This is a genomic window from Streptomyces sp. BBFR51 (assembly GCF_044591655.1).
Lineage (GTDB): Bacteria > Actinomycetota > Actinomycetes > Streptomycetales > Streptomycetaceae > Streptomyces.
In genome coordinates this window covers 4,843,618-4,862,455 of record NZ_CP172448.1, presented here as the reverse complement: position 1 = coordinate 4,862,455, position 18,838 = coordinate 4,843,618, and the positions used below count along the sequence as shown (strand labels likewise).

17 protein-coding genes are annotated in these 18,838 nt (G+C 71.6%); 7 read left to right on the top strand and 10 right to left on the bottom strand.

Features of this window, described 5'->3' with window-relative positions:
* Positions 1 to 2 precede the first annotated feature (2 nt).
* Entirely contained in the window at positions 3 to 1,835 is a 1,833-nt protein-coding gene (locus tag ACGH7X_RS22250) for a protein kinase (RefSeq protein ID WP_399887230.1), read from the bottom strand.
* Positions 1,836 to 2,016: 181 nt separating this feature from the next.
* Here ACGH7X_RS22250 and ACGH7X_RS22245 point away from each other — a divergent pair, with 181 nt between their 5' ends.
* The 3 genes from ACGH7X_RS22245 to ACGH7X_RS22235 all read left to right on the top strand — a co-directional run bounded on the left by ACGH7X_RS22245 (position 2,017) and on the right by ACGH7X_RS22235 (position 5,152).
* Positions 2,017 to 2,619 carry a TetR/AcrR family transcriptional regulator gene (locus ACGH7X_RS22245; RefSeq protein ID WP_399887228.1) on the top strand — a complete coding sequence of 201 codons (603 nt, stop codon included), beginning with the start codon at positions 2,017 to 2,019 and terminating at the stop codon, positions 2,617 to 2,619.
* Positions 2,620 to 2,813: 194 nt separating this feature from the next.
* Complete coding sequence (locus ACGH7X_RS22240; RefSeq protein WP_399887226.1) at positions 2,814 to 3,740, top strand: alpha/beta fold hydrolase; 927 nt, start codon at positions 2,814 to 2,816, stop codon at positions 3,738 to 3,740.
* A 185-nt stretch (positions 3,741 to 3,925) separates the two neighbouring features.
* Positions 3,926 to 5,152: a hypothetical protein gene (locus ACGH7X_RS22235; protein ID WP_399887224.1), complete on the top strand. Its 1,227-nt coding sequence runs from the start codon at positions 3,926 to 3,928 to the stop codon at positions 5,150 to 5,152.
* Between the two features lie 123 nt (positions 5,153 to 5,275).
* On the opposite strand, the gene ACGH7X_RS22230 is transcribed toward ACGH7X_RS22235, so the two are convergent.
* A complete protein-coding gene (locus tag ACGH7X_RS22230) occupies positions 5,276 to 5,848 on the bottom strand; it encodes an O-methyltransferase (protein ID WP_399887222.1) in 573 nt (190 codons plus the stop codon).
* Between the two features lie 34 nt (positions 5,849 to 5,882).
* Between ACGH7X_RS22230 and ACGH7X_RS22225 the strand changes: the two genes are divergently transcribed.
* Both ACGH7X_RS22225 and ACGH7X_RS22220 read left to right on the top strand, forming a co-directional pair.
* A complete protein-coding gene (locus ACGH7X_RS22225; RefSeq protein ID WP_399887220.1) occupies positions 5,883 to 6,587 on the top strand; it encodes a MerR family transcriptional regulator in 705 nt (234 codons plus the stop codon).
* Between the two features lie 149 nt (positions 6,588 to 6,736).
* A complete protein-coding gene (locus ACGH7X_RS22220) occupies positions 6,737 to 8,146 on the top strand; it encodes a condensation domain-containing protein (protein WP_399887218.1) in 1,410 nt (469 codons plus the stop codon).
* Positions 8,147 to 8,154: 8 nt separating this feature from the next.
* Here the strand turns inward: ACGH7X_RS22220 and ACGH7X_RS22215 are convergent, their stop codons facing one another.
* Positions 8,155 to 8,562, bottom strand: a complete 408-nt coding sequence (locus ACGH7X_RS22215; RefSeq protein ID WP_399887216.1) for a hypothetical protein — start codon at positions 8,560 to 8,562, stop codon at positions 8,155 to 8,157.
* A gap of 234 nt (positions 8,563 to 8,796) precedes the next feature.
* Between ACGH7X_RS22215 and ACGH7X_RS22210 the strand changes: the two genes are divergently transcribed.
* Positions 8,797 to 9,768 carry an SDR family NAD(P)-dependent oxidoreductase gene (locus tag ACGH7X_RS22210; protein WP_399887214.1) on the top strand — a complete coding sequence of 324 codons (972 nt, stop codon included), beginning with the start codon at positions 8,797 to 8,799 and terminating at the stop codon, positions 9,766 to 9,768.
* 78 nt (positions 9,769 to 9,846) lie between these two features.
* Here ACGH7X_RS22210 and ccsB read toward each other — a convergent pair whose 3' ends face one another.
* The 7 genes from ccsB to hemL all read right to left on the bottom strand — a co-directional run bounded on the left by ccsB (position 9,847) and on the right by hemL (position 17,766).
* Positions 9,847 to 10,980: a c-type cytochrome biogenesis protein CcsB gene (ccsB, locus tag ACGH7X_RS22205; protein ID WP_399887212.1), complete on the bottom strand. Its 1,134-nt coding sequence runs from the start codon at positions 10,978 to 10,980 to the stop codon at positions 9,847 to 9,849.
* Positions 10,977 to 12,728 carry a cytochrome c biogenesis protein ResB gene (locus ACGH7X_RS22200; protein WP_399887210.1) on the bottom strand — a complete coding sequence of 584 codons (1,752 nt, stop codon included), beginning with the start codon at positions 12,726 to 12,728 and terminating at the stop codon, positions 10,977 to 10,979. The genes ccsB and ACGH7X_RS22200 overlap by 4 nt, the downstream gene beginning before the upstream one ends.
* A gap of 3 nt (positions 12,729 to 12,731) precedes the next feature.
* Positions 12,732 to 13,502, bottom strand: a complete 771-nt coding sequence (locus tag ACGH7X_RS22195) for a cytochrome c biogenesis CcdA family protein (protein WP_399887208.1) — start codon at positions 13,500 to 13,502, stop codon at positions 12,732 to 12,734.
* Between the two features lies 1 nt (position 13,503).
* Positions 13,504 to 14,196 carry a TlpA family protein disulfide reductase gene (locus ACGH7X_RS22190; RefSeq protein WP_399887206.1) on the bottom strand — a complete coding sequence of 231 codons (693 nt, stop codon included), beginning with the start codon at positions 14,194 to 14,196 and terminating at the stop codon, positions 13,504 to 13,506.
* A gap of 66 nt (positions 14,197 to 14,262) precedes the next feature.
* On the bottom strand, positions 14,263 to 15,561 hold the full coding sequence (locus ACGH7X_RS22185; protein WP_399887204.1) for a hypothetical protein: 1,299 nt from the start codon (positions 15,559 to 15,561) through the stop codon (positions 14,263 to 14,265).
* A 193-nt stretch (positions 15,562 to 15,754) separates the two neighbouring features.
* Complete coding sequence (locus tag ACGH7X_RS22180) at positions 15,755 to 16,453, bottom strand: histidine phosphatase family protein (RefSeq protein ID WP_399887202.1); 699 nt, start codon at positions 16,451 to 16,453, stop codon at positions 15,755 to 15,757.
* Positions 16,450 to 17,766 (bottom strand): glutamate-1-semialdehyde 2,1-aminomutase, encoded by a 1,317-nt coding sequence (gene hemL, locus ACGH7X_RS22175; RefSeq protein ID WP_399887200.1) that lies wholly within the window; start codon positions 17,764 to 17,766, stop codon positions 16,450 to 16,452. Before hemL ends, ACGH7X_RS22180 begins: the two co-directional genes overlap by 4 nt.
* 328 nt (positions 17,767 to 18,094) lie before the next feature.
* On the opposite strand from hemL, the gene ACGH7X_RS22170 reads away from it, so the two are divergent.
* Positions 18,095 to 18,721 (top strand): hypothetical protein, encoded by a 627-nt coding sequence (locus ACGH7X_RS22170; protein WP_399887198.1) that lies wholly within the window; start codon positions 18,095 to 18,097, stop codon positions 18,719 to 18,721.
* Positions 18,722 to 18,838 lie beyond the last annotated feature (117 nt).

The following is an 18,838-nucleotide window of genomic DNA, read 5'->3' as shown; positions in this document are numbered from 1 at the left end:
CTCTAGGTCCGCGTCCAGCTCTGCGACGACGCTCCGGACGCGCAGGTCTGGGTGGCGGTGCCGGAGCCGAAGGCCAGGTCGAGGCAGCCGTCGTTGAAGACGCTCCTGAGGGTGCCGCCGGAGCCGGTCCGCCACAGGAGGGCGGTGCTGTTGGCCGCGCAGTCGGCGGTGACGACGGACTGGCCCTTCATGTTGGCGCTCAGGCAGGAGCCCGACTCGTTGACGACCTTGACCGCACCGCCCGTGCCACTCCTGAACGTCCATCGGGCCGCCGCGCCCGCACAGGATCCGGTGTCGGTGGCGCTGAAGACCTGGACGAGGCACTTGCCGTCCTCACCGTTCTTCAGACCGGCGTAACCGGAGGCGGGTGCCTCGGCGTCGCCGGAGTCGCCCGTGCCACCGCCGGAACCTCCGCCCGAGCCCTTTCCGTCGCCGGAATCGCCGCCACCGGCGCCGGTGCCGCTCCCGGTCCCGGTCCCGGTGTCGCTATCCGTACCGGTGCCGGCGCCCGCACCCGAGCGCCCGCTGTCCCCTCCGTCCGCCGAGCCGCCGCCGGCCCCGTTCTCCCCGGACGACGGCGAGTCCGCGGCCCGCGACGGGGACGAGGACGAGGAGGCGGACGTGCTCGCCCCGGGACCCGCGTCCCGGGACTTCGACGGTGCCGCCGTCGGGTCGAGCGACGCCGGGACCGAGGCGCTCGGCGCGGCGCCCGCGTCCGCTCCCGAGCCCGAGTCCGCGCCCGAGTCCATGGCGTACGGCAGGAGTTGGACCGCGAGCGTGCCCGCGGCGGCCAACACGACCGGCAGGACGGCGAGCACGACGCGCGTACGGCGTCGGCGCTCGCGGCGCTCCGGCTCGGCGGTGGCGGGGGCGGCGGTGGCGGGGACGACGGGCGCGGGCAGGTCCTTCGCGTCCGGCACCGGCCTGCCCGCGAAGTCGGCCCGCTCGGTCAGGCGCGCGGTGATGGACTCCGGCCACAGGGGCGGGGTGAACGGACCGTGCCGTTCGGCGAGTCCGGTCAGCTCGGCGGCGGTGGGCCGGCCCTCGTAGTCCTTGTCCAGGCAGGCCGCGACCACCTCGGCGAGATCCGGGTCCAGCTCGCGTACGGCGTCGAGGTCGGGCTCCTCGTGCACGATCCGGTAGAGCACCGCGTGCCCCGACTCCTCGCCGAAGGGCGGTCGGCCGCTCGCCGCGTACGCGAGGACGGAGCCGAGCGCGAACACGTCGACGGCCCCCGAGGAACTCCTGGCCCCCGAGGCCTGTTCGGGCGACATGAAGGCGGGCGTGCCCACCACCATGCCGGTCCTGGTCACCTGGCTCTGCTCGGCGGCCCGGGCCACGCCGAAGTCGATGAGGGTGAGTCCGTCGAGGGTGAGCATCACGTTGGACGGCTTCAGGTCCCGGTGCACCATGTCCAGCGCGTGCACCGCGGCCAGCCCCGAGGCGGCATGACGCAGCAGCAGCCACAGTGCGTCGGCGGGCAGCGGCCCTTGGTGGACCTCGAGCGCCTCGGTGAGGGTGAGTCCCGGGACGTAGGCCGTGGCGAACCACGGGGGCCGCGCCGTACGGTCGCCCGCGAGGAGCGGAGCGGTGGCTCCCTCGGGTAAGCGTGCGAGGTTGTCCAGCTCGTGTCCGAAGCGGCGCAGGAAGTCCTGGTCCTCGGCGACGATCGACGGCAGGAGTTGCTTGACGGCGGCGTAGCGCCCCTCGTGGACGCCGAGGTAGACCCGGCCCATGCCGCCGGCGCCGAGCCGTCCGATCAACGGGATCGGCCCGACCCGCCGCGGGTCCTCGTCCTCCAACGGCTCGGCCCCACTGCCGTTCAGCTCCAACACGCCTGCCTCGTCTCCCCGTTGTCCTGCCGACCGCAGACCCGCGGCCCGCCCGTTCCCCTCCTGAATCCGGGCGGACGCGCGCATCCGACGGGGACAGTCTGAGCCAGGCGCGGGTATGATTGGAAGAACTTTCTAGAAACCCGATCTAGAAACTGACGGACGACGAGGGGGGCGGCCTGCGATGTCTCCCAAGCAGCACCGCGGCGAGGTCACCTCCGACCTCCTCCTGGACACCGCGCTGCGCCTGTACACGGAGTCGGGCGAGCAGGGCGTCACCGTCACCGCCGTCACCAGGACGAGCGGGGTGAGCCTCGGCAGCCTCTACCACCACTTCGGCAGCCTCGACGGACTGCTCACCGCCCTCACCGACCGCTGGACCGGCCGACTGCTGGGACAGCTGCTCACCGCCCTGACCAGCACCGACACCGCCCGCGAGGGAATCCGTGCGGTGGTCGGGGCCTACCTCGCCTTCGTCCGCGACCATCCGGGCGCGGCACTCCTGGTCCACTCCCCGCGCGCGGACCGCCGCCTGATGGCGCGGGGTCAGGAGGTGCGGGCCGCGCAGGGGCCGGCCGTCTCGGCGTTCGCCCGGTGGGTCCAGCCCCGTATCGAGGCCGGTGAGGTGGCGCCGCTCCCGCTGCCCCTGCTGGAGACCCTGGTCATGGGCCCGGTCGTCGCCGTCGCCCGCCGCCGGCTCTCCGGGGTCCGGGACGTCGACCTGGACGAGGCCGCACGGATCCTGCCGGAGCGGATCTGGCGGTCGATCAGCACGGACGGGACGTAGGGCCGTCGCGCTTGTCCCCCGGGGGAGCTACGCGCAGGTGTCCACCGCGGGGTGACGATCCGGGGCGGCCGGATCCATAGAGTTTTCATCAGTCGCCGGGAACGACAGGCCGACTGAGACAGACCCCGGGAACAAGCCCCGAGAAACCCCCGAGTAGCCGATCCGTACCCCACCCTTGCCTGCTGGAGGCCCCCATGTTCCGCATCCTCGCCAAGACGACCGCCGCCATCGCCGTCGTCTGCACCGTGGCCGGTGCGGGACTCGCCCTCGACGAGGAGCACGCCGGGGCGCAGTCCGACACGACGGCGACCGCGGCGACCACGACCACGGTCGCGGCCTCGGTCGGGGAGTCCTTCACCGGCACGAAGAAGATCCGGATCGACGGCCACTCGGTCAACGTCTCCTGCTCCGGCCGCACCCACCGCGGCGAGCCCCTGGTGATGCTGATGGCCGGCGGCGGCGAGGGCCTGGACAACATGGCCGCGCTCCAGAAGTCCCTCGGCAAGACCTCCCGCGTCTGCTCCTACGACCGCCTCGGCGAAGGCGCCAGCGACAAGCCCGAGGCGGGCAGCCTGCAGACCGCCGCCGACACCGGCGCCCTGCTCACCAAGGTCCTCGACCGCCTCGCCGGCGACCGCCCCGTCGTCCTGGCCGGCCACTCCCTGGGCGGCTACATCGCCGCCCGCTACACCCCCGGCCACACCGACCGCGTCAAGGGCCTGGTCCTCCTCGACGCCACCATCCCCCACCTCACCCGCGACATGAACCGCACCATCCCCGCCGACGCCACCGGCATGGCCGCCCAGGTCCGCGACGGCGCCATCGCCGCCAACGAGGGCCAGAACCCCGAGCAGTTCGTCATCGCCGACGGCCGCGTCCACTCCGCCGGACGCATCCCGGTCGAGATCCTCAAGCACGAGTCCCAGTACGGCGAGGTCCCCGAGTACGGCCCCGCCCTGGAGCGCATGTGGGCCAAGGGCCAGCACGAGTGGCAGCGGATCTCCCGCAACAGCCACCTCACCACCGCCAAGGGCAGCGGCCACTACATCCACGTCGACCGCCCCGACCTCGCCCTCAAGGCCGTCCAGAAGGTCACGGCCCGCGCCGCCCACCAGCACTGACCCGCCCCACCCCACAGACCGGCCCCGGGCCGTGGCTTCCCCCGCCACGGCCCGGGGTCTTTGTCGCTGTTCCGGAAGCGTGCGCGGGGGTGCGATTGCCGGTCTCCGCCCTTGTCGGCGTGATGGGACACGGACAAACTTGCCCGGCGGCAACTGCCGCGGCGGGCGAGAGCCAGGGGGCCGGGATGAAGCACGTGCCGTTCTTCCGGTGGGTCGTGGCACTGGGGCTGGTGCTGATCGGCTGTGCCGTGGGCGTATACGCGGCGTCGGACTATCCCGAGTTGGAACAGGTCGATCTGACCGTCCTGCGGGAGGACACCGACGGCGCCTGCACGGTTCGGTGGACCGATCCGTTCGAACTCGGCGAGCACGTGGGGCCGTACCGGTGCGACCCGGACCGGGACGACATACTGAAGGCACCGGACTACAAACCGGGTACCAACCTCGGCTGGGACTCGGGCTGGGTCCTCGCCGAGGGCCCGCACAAGGGCGAGTTGTACTCACTGGACGAGGACGAGGACACCGACGAGTCGCTGCGAGTGTCCGATCAACTGCTGGTGGCCGGAGTACTCCTGACGATCGTCGGCGTCATCGGGGGGAACATCCGCTCGCTGTCCCGCCTGAGCGGCGTGTCCCCGGCGGTCGTCCGCCGGGCGCGGCGACTGCGGGAAGTAGCCGCTCAGGTGGCGAAGGACCACGCGCGAGCCGTGGCGGCGGTACGGAAGGCGTGGGCGCCCCTGCACGAGGAACTGGTGAGTGAACAACTCGGCCGGATCCCGGTCGCACGGCTGCGCAAGGCCACCCGGGAGCGCCTGCCGGTGACGGAACTGGAGCGGAACGGCATCCGCACCGTGCGGGACGTACTCGAAGCCGGCACATGGGGTGTGGCACACGCTTCCGGCCTGGGGCGACGTGACGCCGAGAAGGTGTGGGCAGCCGCGCGACGGACGGCCGACAGCGTGGGCCAGGACACGACGGTACGACTGGACGCGGACCGGCCCGACGCCCCCACCGTGGCGCTGCTCAACGCGCTGCGGGTACTGGTGGAGGCCGGACCGGCGACGCGGAGGGTGGCGGAGAGGGGCGGCCGGCTGGCCGCGACACTGGAAGCGGGACTGGCCGACGCCGCGCCGGCTTCCGGATGGAGGCCGATGCTGGACGCGGGTCGTGAAGAGCGCAAGGCGGTGCCGACGGCCGTGGCCGAGCTGCGCAGCCTGCTGTACGAGGCCGAGCGGGACGGTGTGGCGCAGCAGTTCGCCCAGGCCTCCGTCGACCTGCTGAGAGGGGCGGACGGTGATCCGGCCGGCCTCTGCGCGCGGGTCGACTTCGACACCCGGCCCGCCGAGTACTACGCCCTCCTCGCGGACGTGGCGAGCACCGCCCTTCGCGGGACGGCCGACACCCCGGGGTGACCGCGACCACTGATCGCACCCGCGTACTGCCTTCATCGCCTCGCTGAGGACCTCGCTCAGCGGGATGGCGGCACGGGCACACCCGGGACACCAGGCAGCCGGGTACCGACGATCACCGCGAGGTCAGGGGCGAGGTGGAGTTCGGTGGAGTGCAGGGCGGGGTGGGTGAGCCAGTGGAGTCGGGGGTGGTCGGGGGTGGTCGGGGGCGCCGGCGAAGAGGGGCGGCCAGGTGGTGGCGGGGGTGAAGTCGTCGACCACGAGCGTGCCGCCGGGGGTCAGGAGGCGAGTGGGGTCCGCGGTGCCGTCGCCCTTGGCCTGGCCGCCGCCGTCCAGCACCAGCAGGTCGTACGGGCCGTGTTCCTCGACGCGCCGCCAGTCGCCGTGCAGGATCTCGGTCCGGGGGTGGTCCCGGAAGACGGACTCGGCGACGCGGGCCCGCTCCGGGTCGCGTTCGACGCTGACCAGGCGGACACCCGGGCGGGCTCCGGAGGCCAGCCAGGCCAGTCCGACGCCGCAGCCCGTGCCGGTCTCGGCGATGCGGTGCGACGCGCCCGCGGCCAGCAGTTGGAGCAGGCGCCCCTGTTCGGGACGGCACGAGAAGGCGAAGCCGTGTGCGCGGGCGGCCGCCACCGCCCGGGCGACCGGGGTCGGAAGAGTGGCGTCGTCCTCGTAGGCGTCCGTCCCCCGCAGCGACATGCCCCGCATTATGAACCCGCCTAGGCTGCCGCCGATGAGGAACGACGATCGCCCTCTGCGGACCGTCGATCTGGCCCGCGCGGTCGGGCTCTCGACGCAGCAGGTGCGCAATTACGAGGACGCCGGGGTGCTGCCTCCGGCCGGGCGGACCGAGGCCGGGTACCGGGTGTTCGGCGAGCGGCACCGGGACGCGCTGCTGACGTACCGGACGTTGCGGCAGGGGTACGGGCCTGTGACGGCCCCGCGGGTCATGCGGGCCGTGCACGAGGGGGACGTACCCGGGGCGCTCGCGCTGGTCGACGCCGCGCACGCCGAGTTGCACGAGGAGCGGGTCTCGCTGCGGGCCGCGAGCGAGGCGCTTCAGGCGCTGGCCGGCCGGGAGCCCGAGCCGCTGCCCGGTCCGGGCGGCCTGCGCATCGGCGAGGTGGCCTCGCTGATCGGCGTACGGACGTCCGCGCTGCGGGTGTGGGAGGGCGCGGGGCTGCTCACGCCCGGGCGGGAGCGCGGCACCGGGTACCGCGTGTACGGGCCCGCCGATGTGCGGGACGCGCGGGTGGTGCGCACGCTGCGTCGCGGTCATCACCTCTTCGACCAGATCAGGCCCGTACTGGACGGACTGCGGCGGGAGGGCGGCAGCGAGGCGCTGCGGGCGGCGCTCGAGGCACGCGGGCACCGGCTCACCGCGCGGACGCGGGCGATGCTGGCGGGGGCGGGCGCCCTGCACGCGTACCTCGCGTGAACAACGGTCCGGTGGCCCGGGGTTGCGGGCGTATCGGCGTTCGAAGAGCCATCCGTTTCGTTGAACAGTGCCGACACACCAGGTGCACGGTCGCGGACACGGCATTCCCTTGGTCGGGTCTGTTACATCTGCGAACGGAGACCCCCCTCGTGCGAATGACCGACATCCAACGCTGCGAGATCCGGCCCGGGCGCCTCGTCGAGTGGACGCTCAGTCCCAGGACGCTCGACATCGCGGCGGCGCTGCCCGAGGACGCGCGACCGCCGGCGTACATCCAGGAGTCGCACATCCGGACGGCCCGGTCGGTGCGCGAGGACGGCCTGTTCGTGCCCACCTGGCTCGGTGCGGCCTTCGACATCCCGGGCCCGGTCGACCTCGACGTGCTCCAGGGGGCCCTGCGCGCCTGGACCCTGCGGCACGAGACGCTGCGCAGCGGCTTCCGGTGGAGCGGGGCGGCCGGTGACGTGATGCGGCGCTTCACCCTCGATCCCGACGCCGTGACCCTGCAACGCGAGGTCGTCGGTGACTTTCCGGACGCGACCGGCCTCGCCCGGCATCTCCAGGACCGTTTCGACCGTGTCGCCGACGCGTTGCGCTGGCCCAACCTCATCTACACGGCGGTCGTCCGCGACGACGGCGTCAGCGTCTACATGGCCTTCGACCACAGCAACGTCGACGCCTACTCCATCTACCGCATCCCCGCCGAGGTCCAGGAGTTGTACACGGCCGGCGTCGAGGGCCGCACCGTGCCGCAGCCCCGGGTCGGCTCCTACGTCGACTTCTGCGAGGCCGAGCGCGCGGACGCGGACCGGATCGACGGCACCCACGACATCGTGGCCCGCTGGCGGGAGTTCATCCGGCGCTGCGGCGGGGTGCTGCCCTCCTTCCCGGTCGACCTCGGCGTGGAGCCCGGCGAAACGCTGCCCGAACAGCGGTTGCTGCGCGAGCCGTTGGTGAACGCGGAGGACGCCGCCGCCTTCGAGGCGTACTGCCGTCCCCACGGCGGCAGTCTGGTCGGCGTCCTGGCCGCGACCGCGCTGATCGTCCACGAGATCGGCGGCGAGCCCGTCTACCGCACGGTCGTGCCCTTCCACACCAGGTCGCGGTCCCAGTGGTCGGAGTCCGTGGGCTGGTATGTGGGCGGCGCGCCGATCGAGGTGCCGGTGGCGCGGGCGCACGACTTCCCGAGCGCCCTGCGCACCGTCCGCGCCGAACTCCAGGCCAACCGGCGGATGTCCCGCATGCCGATCGACCGGGTGCTGCGTCTGCTCGGCACGGACTTCCGGCCGACCTCACCCGATCTGTACTCGATCGTGTCGTACGTCGACGCCCGTGACGTCCCCGGCTCCGGCCAGTGGCCGGACCGGACGGCGTACGCCCTGCTCCGGGTGTCGTACGGCGACCAGGTGTGCGCGTGGGTCACCCGGCTCCCGGAGGGCCTGTGGTTCGCGAGCCGCTATCCGGACACCGACATCGCGCACAAGAACCTGCGGCTGTACGTCGAGCGGCTGCGGGACATCGTCACGGGCGTCGCCCGTTCTCATTCGGCGGCGAATTGACTCAGGCGTCAGTCGTAATAGTGGACGCGCACCATTTCGGGGTCGTCCTCCGTGCCGATGTAGAATTCCGCGCGATTGTTGTCCCCGTCGACATAATCCCCGATGTCGCGGAACACCAGGCAGCCGGCGCCCTCGGCCGTGGCCACCAGCTTCGCGTTGTAGACCTCGGCGTCCTGTTCGTACAGGCTGTAGGACCGCTTCGTGGTGGTCGAGGACGTGATGCAGGCCCGGAAGTCGCCGCCGGCCGACTTCACGGTCTTCGTCCGGTAGTGGCTCTGGTAGTACACCTCGCGCGTACCCAGGTCGTCCCATCCGCCGCCGGCCGGGGCGGCCTGGGCGGCCTGCGCGAAGGACAGCGAGAGTGCGGCCGCGACGACCGCCGCACCCGATGCCTTACGTCGGTCGAGCAGTTTCACTTTTCCCCCATTCAATATGCCTGACTCTTTTGCCCCTTCAGGCTCTCAGCCCTATCAAAGGGGCTACGGCACTGTCCACGGCGGAAATGCATGGTCACACGATCGTCGTGGGAAGGTCGGGGATCTGTCGGTGCTGTAGGGAATCTGTCGGCGTCATGTCGGTCGCACCTGTGACCTTGGCGGAGTCGGCGAAACCGTCCGGTGCGCCGCCCCCGTACGAAGGAGTCCGCCGTCATGTCTTCCGCACCCCCGAATCCCCCGAATCCGCCGTGGGACGTTCACCGGCTGCCGGTCGCCGCGGACCGGACCTTCCTGGTCACCGGTGGCAATGCCGGCATCGGCTATTTCTTGGCGGAGCAACTGGCCGCCACCGGCGCCGTCGTGGTCCTCGGCAGCCGGGACGCCGGGAAGGCGGGCGCCGCCGCGGACTCGATCCGTGCACATGTCCCGGACGCCCGGGTGCGGCACCTGCGGCTGGACCTCGCCGACCTCTCCTCGCTCGAGGGCGCGGTGGAGCGGCTGGACGTGGAGCGCCTCGACGCCGTCGTCCACAACGCCGGGGTCGCGCTGGACGACCCGCCGCGGCGCGAGACCGACGACGGTCACGAGCTGATGTTCGGGACCAACCACCTCGGCCACTTCGCGCTGACCCGGTGGCTGGCCCCGTTGCTGTCCGCCGCGCCGGCCGCCCGCGTCGTGACCGTGGGGAGCTTCGCGGCCCGGTCCGAGCGGCTGGACCTGGACGATCTGGAGTCCGCCGGGGACTACCGGCCGGGGCGCACCTACGGCCGCTCCAAGCTCGCGCAGATGACCTTCGGCTTCGAACTCGACCGGCGTCTGCGTGCCGCCGGGAGCACCGTGTCGAGCGTGGTGGCCCATCCCGGCGGCGCCCTGGACTCCCTCACCCCCTCCCGGCCGCCGCTCCACACGACGACGGCCGGAGAGCGGCTGCGCGCTCTGCCCGCCGCGCTGATGGTGCAGGGCAAGGAGGCCGGGGCGTGGCCCGTCGTCCGGGCGGTCCTGGACCCGGGCGTACGGGGAGGACAGTTGTGGGGGCCGAGGGTCTTCGGCCTGCGCGGCGCACCGCGCTCCGAGCCCGTCCCGGCCCACATGGCGGACGCCGCCGTGGCCGCCCGCCTGTGGGCCGCCTCCTGCGAACTGACCGGCGTGGAACCCCACCTGGGGCTCATTCCGGCCGGCCGGTAGGCGGCGGGCCGACCGGGACCCGCGAAGGCCGGTTCCCGTGACGTGGACCACGGGAACCGGCCCGGTGAGGTGCCCGGTTCAGAAACCGACCGACTGGAGGGCGCCCAGGCCCACGTCCGCGTAGGAGTGCTTGCCGGAGACGAAGATGTTGACGCCGTAGTAGTTGAACAGCCAGCAGCCGAAGGCGACCAGGGCCAGGTAGGCGGCCTTGCGGCCCTTCCAGCCGGCGGTGGCGCGGGCGTGCAGGTAGCCGGCGTAGGCGACCCAGGTGATGAAGGACCAGGTCTCCTTCGGGTCCCAGCCCCAGTAGCGGCCCCAGGCGTCGCCCGCCCAGATGGCGCCCGCGATGATCGTGAACGTCCACAGCGGGAAGACGGCCGCGTTGACGCGGTAGGCGAACTTGTCGAGGGAGGCGGCGGCCGGCAGCCGGTCCAGGACGGAGTTGGCGAAGCGGCCGGGCGTACCGCCGGTGGCCAGCTTGTTCTCGTAGGAGTCCTTGAACAGGTACAGGATCGCGGCCATCGCGCCGACGTAGAAGACCGCGCCGCAGAAGATCGCCGTGGAGACGTGGATGTACAGCCAGTACGAGTGCAGCGCCGGGACGAGCTGGTCGCTGGCGGTGTAGAGGACCGTGACGGCGAGACCGAGGTCCAGCAGGACCGTGATGATCAGGGGCAGGCCGAGCCAGCGGACGTTCTTCTTCAGGGCGAGCAGGACGAGGTACACGCCGACGGCGACCGTCGTGAACGTGATGTTGAACTCGTACATGTTGCCCCACGGCGCCCGCTTCACGGACAGGGCGCGGGTGAGCACGCCGCCCGCCTCGACGGCGAACGCGAGGACGGTGAGCGAGATGGCGATCCGCCCGTACAGGTCGCCCTGCACGGTGCCGCCGTGCGCGCCGGGCCCGTCGGGTACGTCACGGCTGCCGGTCGCCGAGCGGACGACGACCTTGGGCCGCTCCAGTACGGCGGTGCCGCCGGCCTTGTTCACGGTGACGGCCGGACCGGCCTTCGCCTTCGCGTCGGCCTGGGCGGTCAGGGCGGCCGCGGTACGGCCGACCTTGCTGCGGCTGCCGAAGAGCCACTCGGCGATGTAGGCGAAGAACGCCAGTGTGTAGACGGCCATCGCGGAGTAGATCAGCGTGTTGCTGACGTTCGCGAGGTTCTCGTTGGTCGCGGCGGCCAGCTCGGTTGCGGCGGCGAGAGTCATTTCTCAGCCCCTTCGGCAGATACGACGTGAGTGTCGGGGGAATCGGGGGTGTCGTCGTCGTTCTCGGCCGCGTCGCTCTCGGGCGCGGCGTCCTCGGGCGCGTCCGGTGCCCGCTCGTACAGGATTCCGGCGAGGTCGCCCAGTTCCTCGGGGACCTTCGCGGACTCGCTGCGGCCGAGGCCGGCCATCTCGACGACCGTGACGCCGTCGGCGCCCTCGACCGCGCGCACCCAGACCCGGCGGCGCTGGATGAACAGGGAGCCGGCGAGGCCCAGGATGGCGACGACGGCGCCGCCGAGCGCCCAGCCGCTGGCGGGCTGCTGGGTGACCTGGAAGCCCGCCCACTCCTGGACGCCGTTGAAGGTGACCGTGCCGGCGCCGTCCGGGAGGGTCATGGTCTCGCCGACCTTGAGCTGCTTCTTGAACAGCTTGCCGTCGGAGTCCTTGAACTCCTTCAGGTTGGTCTTGTCGAGCTGGTAGATGCTCTTCGCGAAGCCCGCGTCGACGCCGAGGTCGCCGTGGTAGGCGGAGAGCGCCAGCATCGGGTTCGTCAGCGCGGGGAAGGTCGACAGCATCGTGCTGCCCTGACCGCCGTACGTCGGCAGGAAGAAGGCGTTGAAGCCGAGCTGCTCCTTGTCCCCCTTGGCGTTGCGGTAGCCGTCGCGGACCATGACGGCGCCGGACGAGGTGACGTTGGAGTCCAGCGGCAGCAGGGCGGTCGCCTCGCGGTCCATGACGACGTCGCCCTTGGCGTCCTTGATGGTGAGGATGGGCGCGTAGCCGTGGCTGACCAGGTAGACCTTCGAGCCGTCGATCTCCAGCGGCTCGTTGACCTTGATGGTGGTCGTGCGGTCCTCGCCGTAGGCGCCCTCGCTGTAGTTGACCTTGGCCTCGTAGATGCGCGGGGTGCCGCGGTTGGGGCCGGTCGCCTCGTAGGTGCCGTGGAAGTCCTTCAGGCCGAAGCTGAAGGGGGCCAGGTCGTGGTCCGGGTCGAAGAGGTTGCCGGACTTGAAGTCGTCGTACTGGGTGAGGGTGTTGGAGAAGCCGTCGCCCTCCAGGATCAGCTTGTTGCCCTCGTACTTGAACAGCTGGCCCCAGGCGAACGCGATCAGCATGACGATCAGCGCGACGTGGAAGGCCAGGTTGCCGGCCTCGCGGACGTAGCCCTTCTCGGCGGCGACGGCGTCGCCGACGGTGTGGGCGCGAAAGCGGCGCTTCTTCAGCAGGGCGAGCGCGTCCTCGCGGACCTGCTCGGGCTCGGCGCCGGTGCGCCAGGTGGTGTAGGCGGGCAGCCGGTTCAGGCGCCGGGGGGCGCCGGGCGGGCGGCCGCGCAGCTGGCCGACGAACTGCCAGGTGCGCGGGACGATGCAGCCGATGAGGGAGGCGAACAGCAGGATGTAGATCGCGGAGAACCACACCGAGCTGTAGACGTGGAAGAGGCCGAGCTTGTCGTAGAGCGGCCCGAGGACGTCGTGCTTCTGACGGAAGTCCTCGACCTTCACGGCGTCGACGCCGTCCTGCGGGATCAGCGAGCCGGGGATCGCGCCCAGCGACAGCAGCAGGAGCAGCAGCAGCGCGACCCGCATCGAGGTGAGCTGCCGCCAGAACCAGCGGGCCCAGCCGATGACGCCGAGGGAGGGGAGGTTGGGTGCCTCCTCCTTGGGGGCGGTGGAGAGCTGGGAGCCGGCGGCGCCGAGGTCCTGGTCCTCGTCGGTCGTCGGGGTCTTGCCCGTGGTGGTGTTGCTCATCGGTCAGATCCCTACAGTGAAGCCGTTGGACCAGGTCTGCATGTCCTGCACGATGCTGTCCCACGCGCCGGTCAGCAGGAGCAGGCCGGTCGCGATCATCATGACGCCGCCGACCCGCATCACCCAGACATAGTGGCGCTTGATCCAGCCGAAGGCGCCGAGCGCCTTGCGGAAGGCGACCGCGGCGAGGACGAAGGGCACGCCGAGGCCGACGCAGTACGCGACGGTCAGTATGGCGCCGCGGCCCGCGGTGCCCTGGTCGGCGGAGAGCGCGAGGACGGACGCGAGGGTCGGGCCGATGCAGGGCGTCCAGCCGATGCCGAACAGCGCGCCCAGCAGGGGCGCGCCGACCAGGCCGGTCACGGGGCGCTTGTGGAAGCGGAACTCGCGCTGGGTGAACCAGGGCATGAGGCCGACGAAGAAGACGCCCATGAGGATCATGAGCACGCCGAGCACCTTGGTCAGGGTGCCCCGTTCCTCCTGGAGCGTGGAGCCGAAGTAGCCGAAGAGGGCCCCGCTGGAGACGAACACGGCGGTGAAGCCGAGGACGAAGAGGGAGGCGCCGGCGACCATCCGGCCGCGCCGGGCCTCGCCCAGGTCCGTGCCGGTGACACCGGTCACGTAGGAGAGGTAGCCGGGGACGAGCGGCAGGACGCAGGGCGAGAAGAAGGAGACGAGGCCGCCGAGCAGCGCGATGGGGAGGGCCACCAGCAGGGCGCCGTTCAGCACCGTGCCGTTGTAGCCCTCGGCGGCGAGCGTGGTCACTGCGGACACGTCACTTCCCCGAGCCGTCCGTCTTGCCCGACCCGGCGTCGAGGTGCGGCGCGAGCATCTTGCGCAGCTTCTCCTCGCTGAGCGCCTGGAGGGTGCGCGCGGCGACCTTCCCGTCCCGGTCGATGATGAGCGTGGAGGGGATGGCCTGCGGGTTGAGGGTGCCCTTCGCGAAGCGGAGCATCAGCTTGCCGGTCGGGTCGTACAGGCTCGGGTAGCTGACCCCGAACTCCTTCTCGAAGGCGCGGGCCGGTCCGGTGGACGTGTCGCGGGTGTTGATGCCGACGAACTGGACGCCCTGGTCCTTGACGTCCTGGTAGACCGTCTCGAAGTTCTTGGCCTCGGCGCGGCAGGGCGGGCACCAGGAGCCCCACACGTTGAGGACGACGACCTTGCCCTTGTAGTCGTCGACGTCGAGCTGCCCTCCGTCGACCGTCTTGCCGGACAGGTCGGGGGCGTCGGCCCGCTCACCCTTGTCGACGGTGGAGATGCCGTCCGCGCCGGTGACGAAGCCGGTGTCGCCGCCGCCCCCCGAGGTGCCGCCGGAGCCGCAGGCGGTGGCGAGCAGCACGACCGCGGCGGCGCCGGTGGTCAGGGCGGCCCGGCGACGGGCGCGGGCGGCGATGCCGACGCGGAGCGTGCGGTTCGGGCGGTTCGAGCGGTTCGAGCGCAGGGGGGCGCGGCTGGCGGCACTCATGTGAAAAGTTTCGCATGTCCGTTCCGGGGATCTTGCGCACCCCCCTCACGGGCGGAAACCCGCATTTCAGGCGGCGTTCGAGGGCGCTCCCGAGGTGGCCGGCGAGTCCTTGAGGAACGCGTTCCAGCCGCCGGTGGGCTGCTGCCCGACCTCGACGGTGCGGAGCTTGTCGAGCACCTCCGGCTTCTGCACGTCCAGCCAGTCGGTGAACTGGCGGAAGGAGACGAGCCGGATGTCCCCGCCCCTCTCCTTCTCCCGCGCGATGTGCTTGAGGGCGCTCTCCACGGCGTCCATGTAGATGCCGCCGTTCCACTCCTCGAAGTGGTTGCCGATGAAGAAGGGCGCCCGGTTCGACTCGTACGCCCGCTTGAAGCCGGATATGTACGATTTCGTGGCCTGTTCGCGCCAGCCCGGGTAGTTGTGCGCGGGGGCGTTGGTCGAGTTGACCGACTGGTTGGCGAGGATGTTGTAGTCCATCGAGAGGACCTCGAAGGAGTGGCCGGGGAAGGGTATCTGCTGCAACGGCAGGTCCCAGATCCCGTCCTTCTTCGCCGGCCACACCTGCCGGCCGCCGGGCGAGGAGGCGTCGTAGCGCCAGCCCAGCTCGCGGGCGGTGGGCAGCAGCTTGTCCTGGCCGAGCAGACAGGGCGTGCGGCCGCCGACGAGTTCCTTGTCGTAGTCGAAGGGCAGGGACGGCAGGTCGGTCCAGCCGCTGTTGGTCCGCCACTCCTTCACGAAGGACTTCGCCTGGTCGATCTCGCTGCGCCACTGCGCGGACGTCCAGTTGCCGACGCTGCCGCCGCCCCCGCAGAAGTGGCCGTTGAAGTGGGTGCCGATCTCATGGCCGTCCAGCCAGGCCCGGCGGACGTTGGTGAGCGTCGCCTTGATGTGCTCGTCGGTGAGGTAGCCGATGTCGGAGGCGCCGCGCGGGTTGTTCGGCGGGTCGTAGAGGCGCTTCTTCGACTCGGGCAGCAGATACAGGCCCGAGAGGAAGAAGGTCATGTGCGCGTCGTGCTCCTGGGCGAGGTCCAGGAAGCGCGGGAAGAGCCCGTTGCCGACCTCGCCCGCTCCGTCCCAGGAGAAGACGACGAACTGCGGCGGGGTCTGGCCGGGCTCGAGCGGCACGGGCGCGTCCGGCTGGTGCGGCTGCTTGCCGGTGTACGACGTGGAGCCGTCGCCGATGGGCTTCGCGGGTGCCTTGCTGCTGCCGGAGGGCGAGGGCTTCGCGGAATCGCCGGTCTGGTGCGAGCCGTCCCCCGACGTGTGGGAGCCGGAGCCGCAGCCCGCGAGCCCGGCGGCGGCCGCGGCCCCCGCGCCGAGTCCGAGTATCCCCCTGCGGGTGAGAGTGCGGTTGGAAGTGCGCATCGCAACCTCGTTCGTCGCGTCCTTGGTGGTCACTAGGTGAGAGGACGCGACGAACGAGCGGGTTCCGGAAATCTGTGCGGATTCGGTAACAGGTGTCACGGCCCACCGGGCCGTACGACCGTCAGGCCGTACGACCGTCAGGCGTGCGCCGCCCGTCAGGCCGTACGACGCCGGTCAGGCCGTGCGCCGTCCGTCAGGCCCCGTAGGCCTTCCCCTGCCCCTTCACGGGCCTGGCCCCCGCGAGGAGGTGGGCCGGGACGAGGTCGCGGGCGGGCTCGGTGTAGCCGACGGAGACGATCCGGTCGCCCCGGTACGTGAACGTCGTCAGGGAGGCCAGCGTGCACTGCCGCTTGCGCGGGTCGTGCCACAGCCGCCGCCGCTCGACATAGGACCGCAGGATCCAGATCGGCAGCTGGTGACTGACGACCACGGCCTCGTGCCCGCGGGCCCGGTCCCGGGCCGCGTCCAGCGCACCCTTCATCCGCACGACCTGGTCGACGTACGGCTCGCCCCAGGACGGCTTGAACGGGTTGACCACGTGCTTCCAGTTGGCGGGCCGGCGCAGCGCGCCGTCGCCGATGCCGAAGGTCTTGCCCTGGAAGACGTTCTCGGCCTCCAGGAGCCGCTCGTCGGTGTCGAGGTCGAGCCCGTGCGTCTTGGCGATCGGCGTCGCCGTCTCCTGCGCCCGCTCCAGCGGGGAGGCCACGACGTACGTCACGTCGCGGGGCGCGAGGTGCTCGGCGACCCGGTCGGCCATGCGCCGGCCCAGCTCGGAGAGGTGGTAGCCGGGCAGCCGGCCGTAGAGGACGCCGGTGGGGTTCTCGACCTCGCCGTGCCGCATGACATGGACGACGGTCAGCTCTGCGTTGCTGTCGTGGCTGTCGTTGCTCATGCCGTCGCCTCCGCGGCCGCGCGGGCCGCCGCCGGGAGGGCGTCGGCGATGCGCTGGACGGCCCGCTCGTCGTGGGCGGTGGACACGAACCAGGACTCGAAGGAGGAAGGCGGCAGATAGACGCCGTTCGCGAGCAGCGAGTGGAAGAAGGCGGTGAACCGGAAGGACTCCTGCGCCCTGGCGTCCTCGTAGTTGACGACCGGCCGGTCGGTGAAGAAGACGGAGAACATGTTGGAGGCGTTCTGCACCGTGTGCGCGACGCCCTCCTTGGTGAGCGCCTCGGTGACGAGCGACTGGATCCGCGCCGACACGGCGTTGACCTTGTCGTACGCCGCGTCGTCGAGGAGCCGCAGCTGGGCGAGGCCGGCGGCGGTGGCGACCGGGTTCCCGGAGAGGGTGCCGGCCTGGTAGACGGGCCCGGCGGGGGCGAGGTGGGCCATGACGTCGGCCCGCCCGCCGAACGCGGCCGCGGGGAACCCGCCGCCCATGACCTTCCCGAAGGTCATCAGGTCGGGAACGACGCCTTCCACCCCGTACCACCCGGCGCGACTGGTCCGGAATCCGGTCATCACCTCGTCGGACACGAACAGCGCGCCGTTCGCCGCGCAGGCGTCCTTGAGCCCCTGGTTGTAGCCGGGCAGCGGCGGTACGACGCCCATGTTGCCGGGGGACGCCTCCGTGATCACGCAGGCGATCTCGTCGGGGTGGGCGGCGAAGGCGGCGTGTACGGCCTCCAGGTCGTTGTACGGCAGCACGATCGTGTCGCTCGCCTGGGCGCCGGTGACGCCCGGGGTGTCGGGGAGCGCGAAGGTGGCGACGCCGGAGCCGGCGGCGGCCAGCAGCGAGTCGACGTGGCCGTGGTAGCACCCGGCGAACTTGATCACCTTGGTGCGCCGCGTGAAGCCGCGGGCGAGCCGGATGGCGGACATGGTGGCCTCGGTCCCGCTGGACACGAGCCGCACCTGCTCCAGCGGGGCGACCCGCTCGACCATCGCCTCCGCGAGGGCGACCTCACCTTCGGCGGGCGTACCGAACGACGTCCCGCGCGCGACCGCGTCCTGCACGGCGGCGATCACCTCGGGGTGGGAGTGCCCGAGGATCATCGGCCCCCAGGAGCAGACCAGGTCGACGTACTCCCGCCCGTCGGCGTCGGTCAGATACGGCCCCGTGCCGGACACCATGAACCGGGGCGTGCCGCCGACGGCGCGGAAGGCCCGCACCGGCGAGTTCACACCGCCGGGTGTGACGGCCGCCGCACGGTCGAACAGAGCCTGCGAGGCCGGTGCTTCGTATGGATATGCCAGTTCGCTCATGACCTGCGACTTCTCCGACCTTCTTGACCTTCTCCGACGTATCGGACTCTGCTCGGACTCCGCTCGGGCCCTGCTCGGCCCGCGCCCGACCTCTGGTTGCCCAGGGTGACCTCCTCAGGGTAGACAACCGCCCCGATCGCCGTACCGTCTGCCAGACTGGAGCCCGTCCACACAGCTCACCAGGGCGGCGTGGAGAGCGGCTGCCGGCGTCCTGCGGACATATGTTTCACCGCACGTTTCGCCGAGCGGACGTGGGGGAGGTCACTGACACGATGATCGGGTTGCGCGGCGGGGGCCACGCGTCCTAGAAAAGCAGTCGGGTGGAGATATGCATCGCGGTGGCGGACTGGGCGAGGGGACCGACGACCTGGGTCCTCGACGTGCCCGGCGGGGAAGGCACCGACGCGAGGCGGAGGAAGCGTCCGAAGCACGTCAGGCACACGGCACACCGAGCGAGCCCGACGGGCTCGGGAGGCGGGCCGACCAGCTGGGGGCGGGGAGCAGGAATGGTGGTCGGGTGGGGGTGACCTACAAGTACTTCGGCGCGCCCGACGGCGCGACCGCGGCCCGCGTCCCGATCTCGATGCGCCCCGAAGAACTCGGCGGAGACGAGCTCGGGATGAACGGCATGTTCACCAAGATCAAGCCGGAGACCATGGCCGCCATGGTCCTCACCGGCATCGAGGGCGTCCCCCTGTACAAGGTCCCCCCGCTGGAACTGGTCGTCCTGCACCCCGACTACGCCGTCGTGAAACTCCCGATGACCGTCGTCGACCCCCTGCGCGGCATCGGCGAGGAAGCGGTCGGCGCGGCCGCCTTCATCTGGTCGACGGTCCCGGACCGGGGCGGCCCGCGCGACGCGTTCAACGTGTACCAGCTGCTGCACGAGTGGCAGGACTTCTCGCATCGGCTGCATGAGGCGGGGCATCAGCCGTATTGCCTGGTGTGGCCCTGAGCCGGGTTTCGGTGATCGTGGGCGGGGTCTTCGGGCCTCGCCCTTTTCCGTTTTCCGTGCCGGGGAGGGCCGTCGGGCGGCGAGGTCATCACGGCATCACTGATCAGCGCCCTGCGG

What these genes read in the sequence shown, in the direction of transcription:
- ACGH7X_RS22245 (WP_399887228.1), top strand. Translation starts at nt 2,017, where the DNA reads ATGTCTCCCAAGCAGCACCGCGGCGAGGTCACCTCCGACCTCCTCCTG.
- ACGH7X_RS22240 (WP_399887226.1), top strand. Translation starts at nt 2,814, where the DNA reads ATGTTCCGCATCCTCGCCAAGACGACCGCCGCCATCGCCGTCGTCTGC.
- ACGH7X_RS22235 (WP_399887224.1), top strand. Translation starts at nt 3,926, where the DNA reads ATGAAGCACGTGCCGTTCTTCCGGTGGGTCGTGGCACTGGGGCTGGTG.
- ACGH7X_RS22230 (WP_399887222.1), bottom strand. Translation starts at nt 5,848, where the DNA reads ATGTCGCTGCGGGGGACGGACGCCTACGAGGACGACGCCACTCTTCCG.
- ACGH7X_RS22225 (WP_399887220.1), top strand. Translation starts at nt 5,883, where the DNA reads ATGAGGAACGACGATCGCCCTCTGCGGACCGTCGATCTGGCCCGCGCG.
- ACGH7X_RS22210 (WP_399887214.1), top strand. Translation starts at nt 8,797, where the DNA reads ATGTCTTCCGCACCCCCGAATCCCCCGAATCCGCCGTGGGACGTTCAC.
- ccsB (WP_399887212.1), bottom strand. Translation starts at nt 10,980, where the DNA reads ATGACTCTCGCCGCCGCAACCGAGCTGGCCGCCGCGACCAACGAGAAC.
- ACGH7X_RS22200 (WP_399887210.1), bottom strand. Translation starts at nt 12,728, where the DNA reads ATGAGCAACACCACCACGGGCAAGACCCCGACGACCGACGAGGACCAG.
- ACGH7X_RS22190 (WP_399887206.1), bottom strand. Translation starts at nt 14,196, where the DNA reads ATGAGTGCCGCCAGCCGCGCCCCCCTGCGCTCGAACCGCTCGAACCGC.
- ACGH7X_RS22185 (WP_399887204.1), bottom strand. Translation starts at nt 15,561, where the DNA reads ATGCGCACTTCCAACCGCACTCTCACCCGCAGGGGGATACTCGGACTC.
- ACGH7X_RS22180 (WP_399887202.1), bottom strand. Translation starts at nt 16,453, where the DNA reads ATGAGCAACGACAGCCACGACAGCAACGCAGAGCTGACCGTCGTCCAT.
- hemL (WP_399887200.1), bottom strand. Translation starts at nt 17,766, where the DNA reads ATGAGCGAACTGGCATATCCATACGAAGCACCGGCCTCGCAGGCTCTG.
- ACGH7X_RS22170 (WP_399887198.1), top strand. Translation starts at nt 18,095, where the DNA reads ATGCATCGCGGTGGCGGACTGGGCGAGGGGACCGACGACCTGGGTCCT.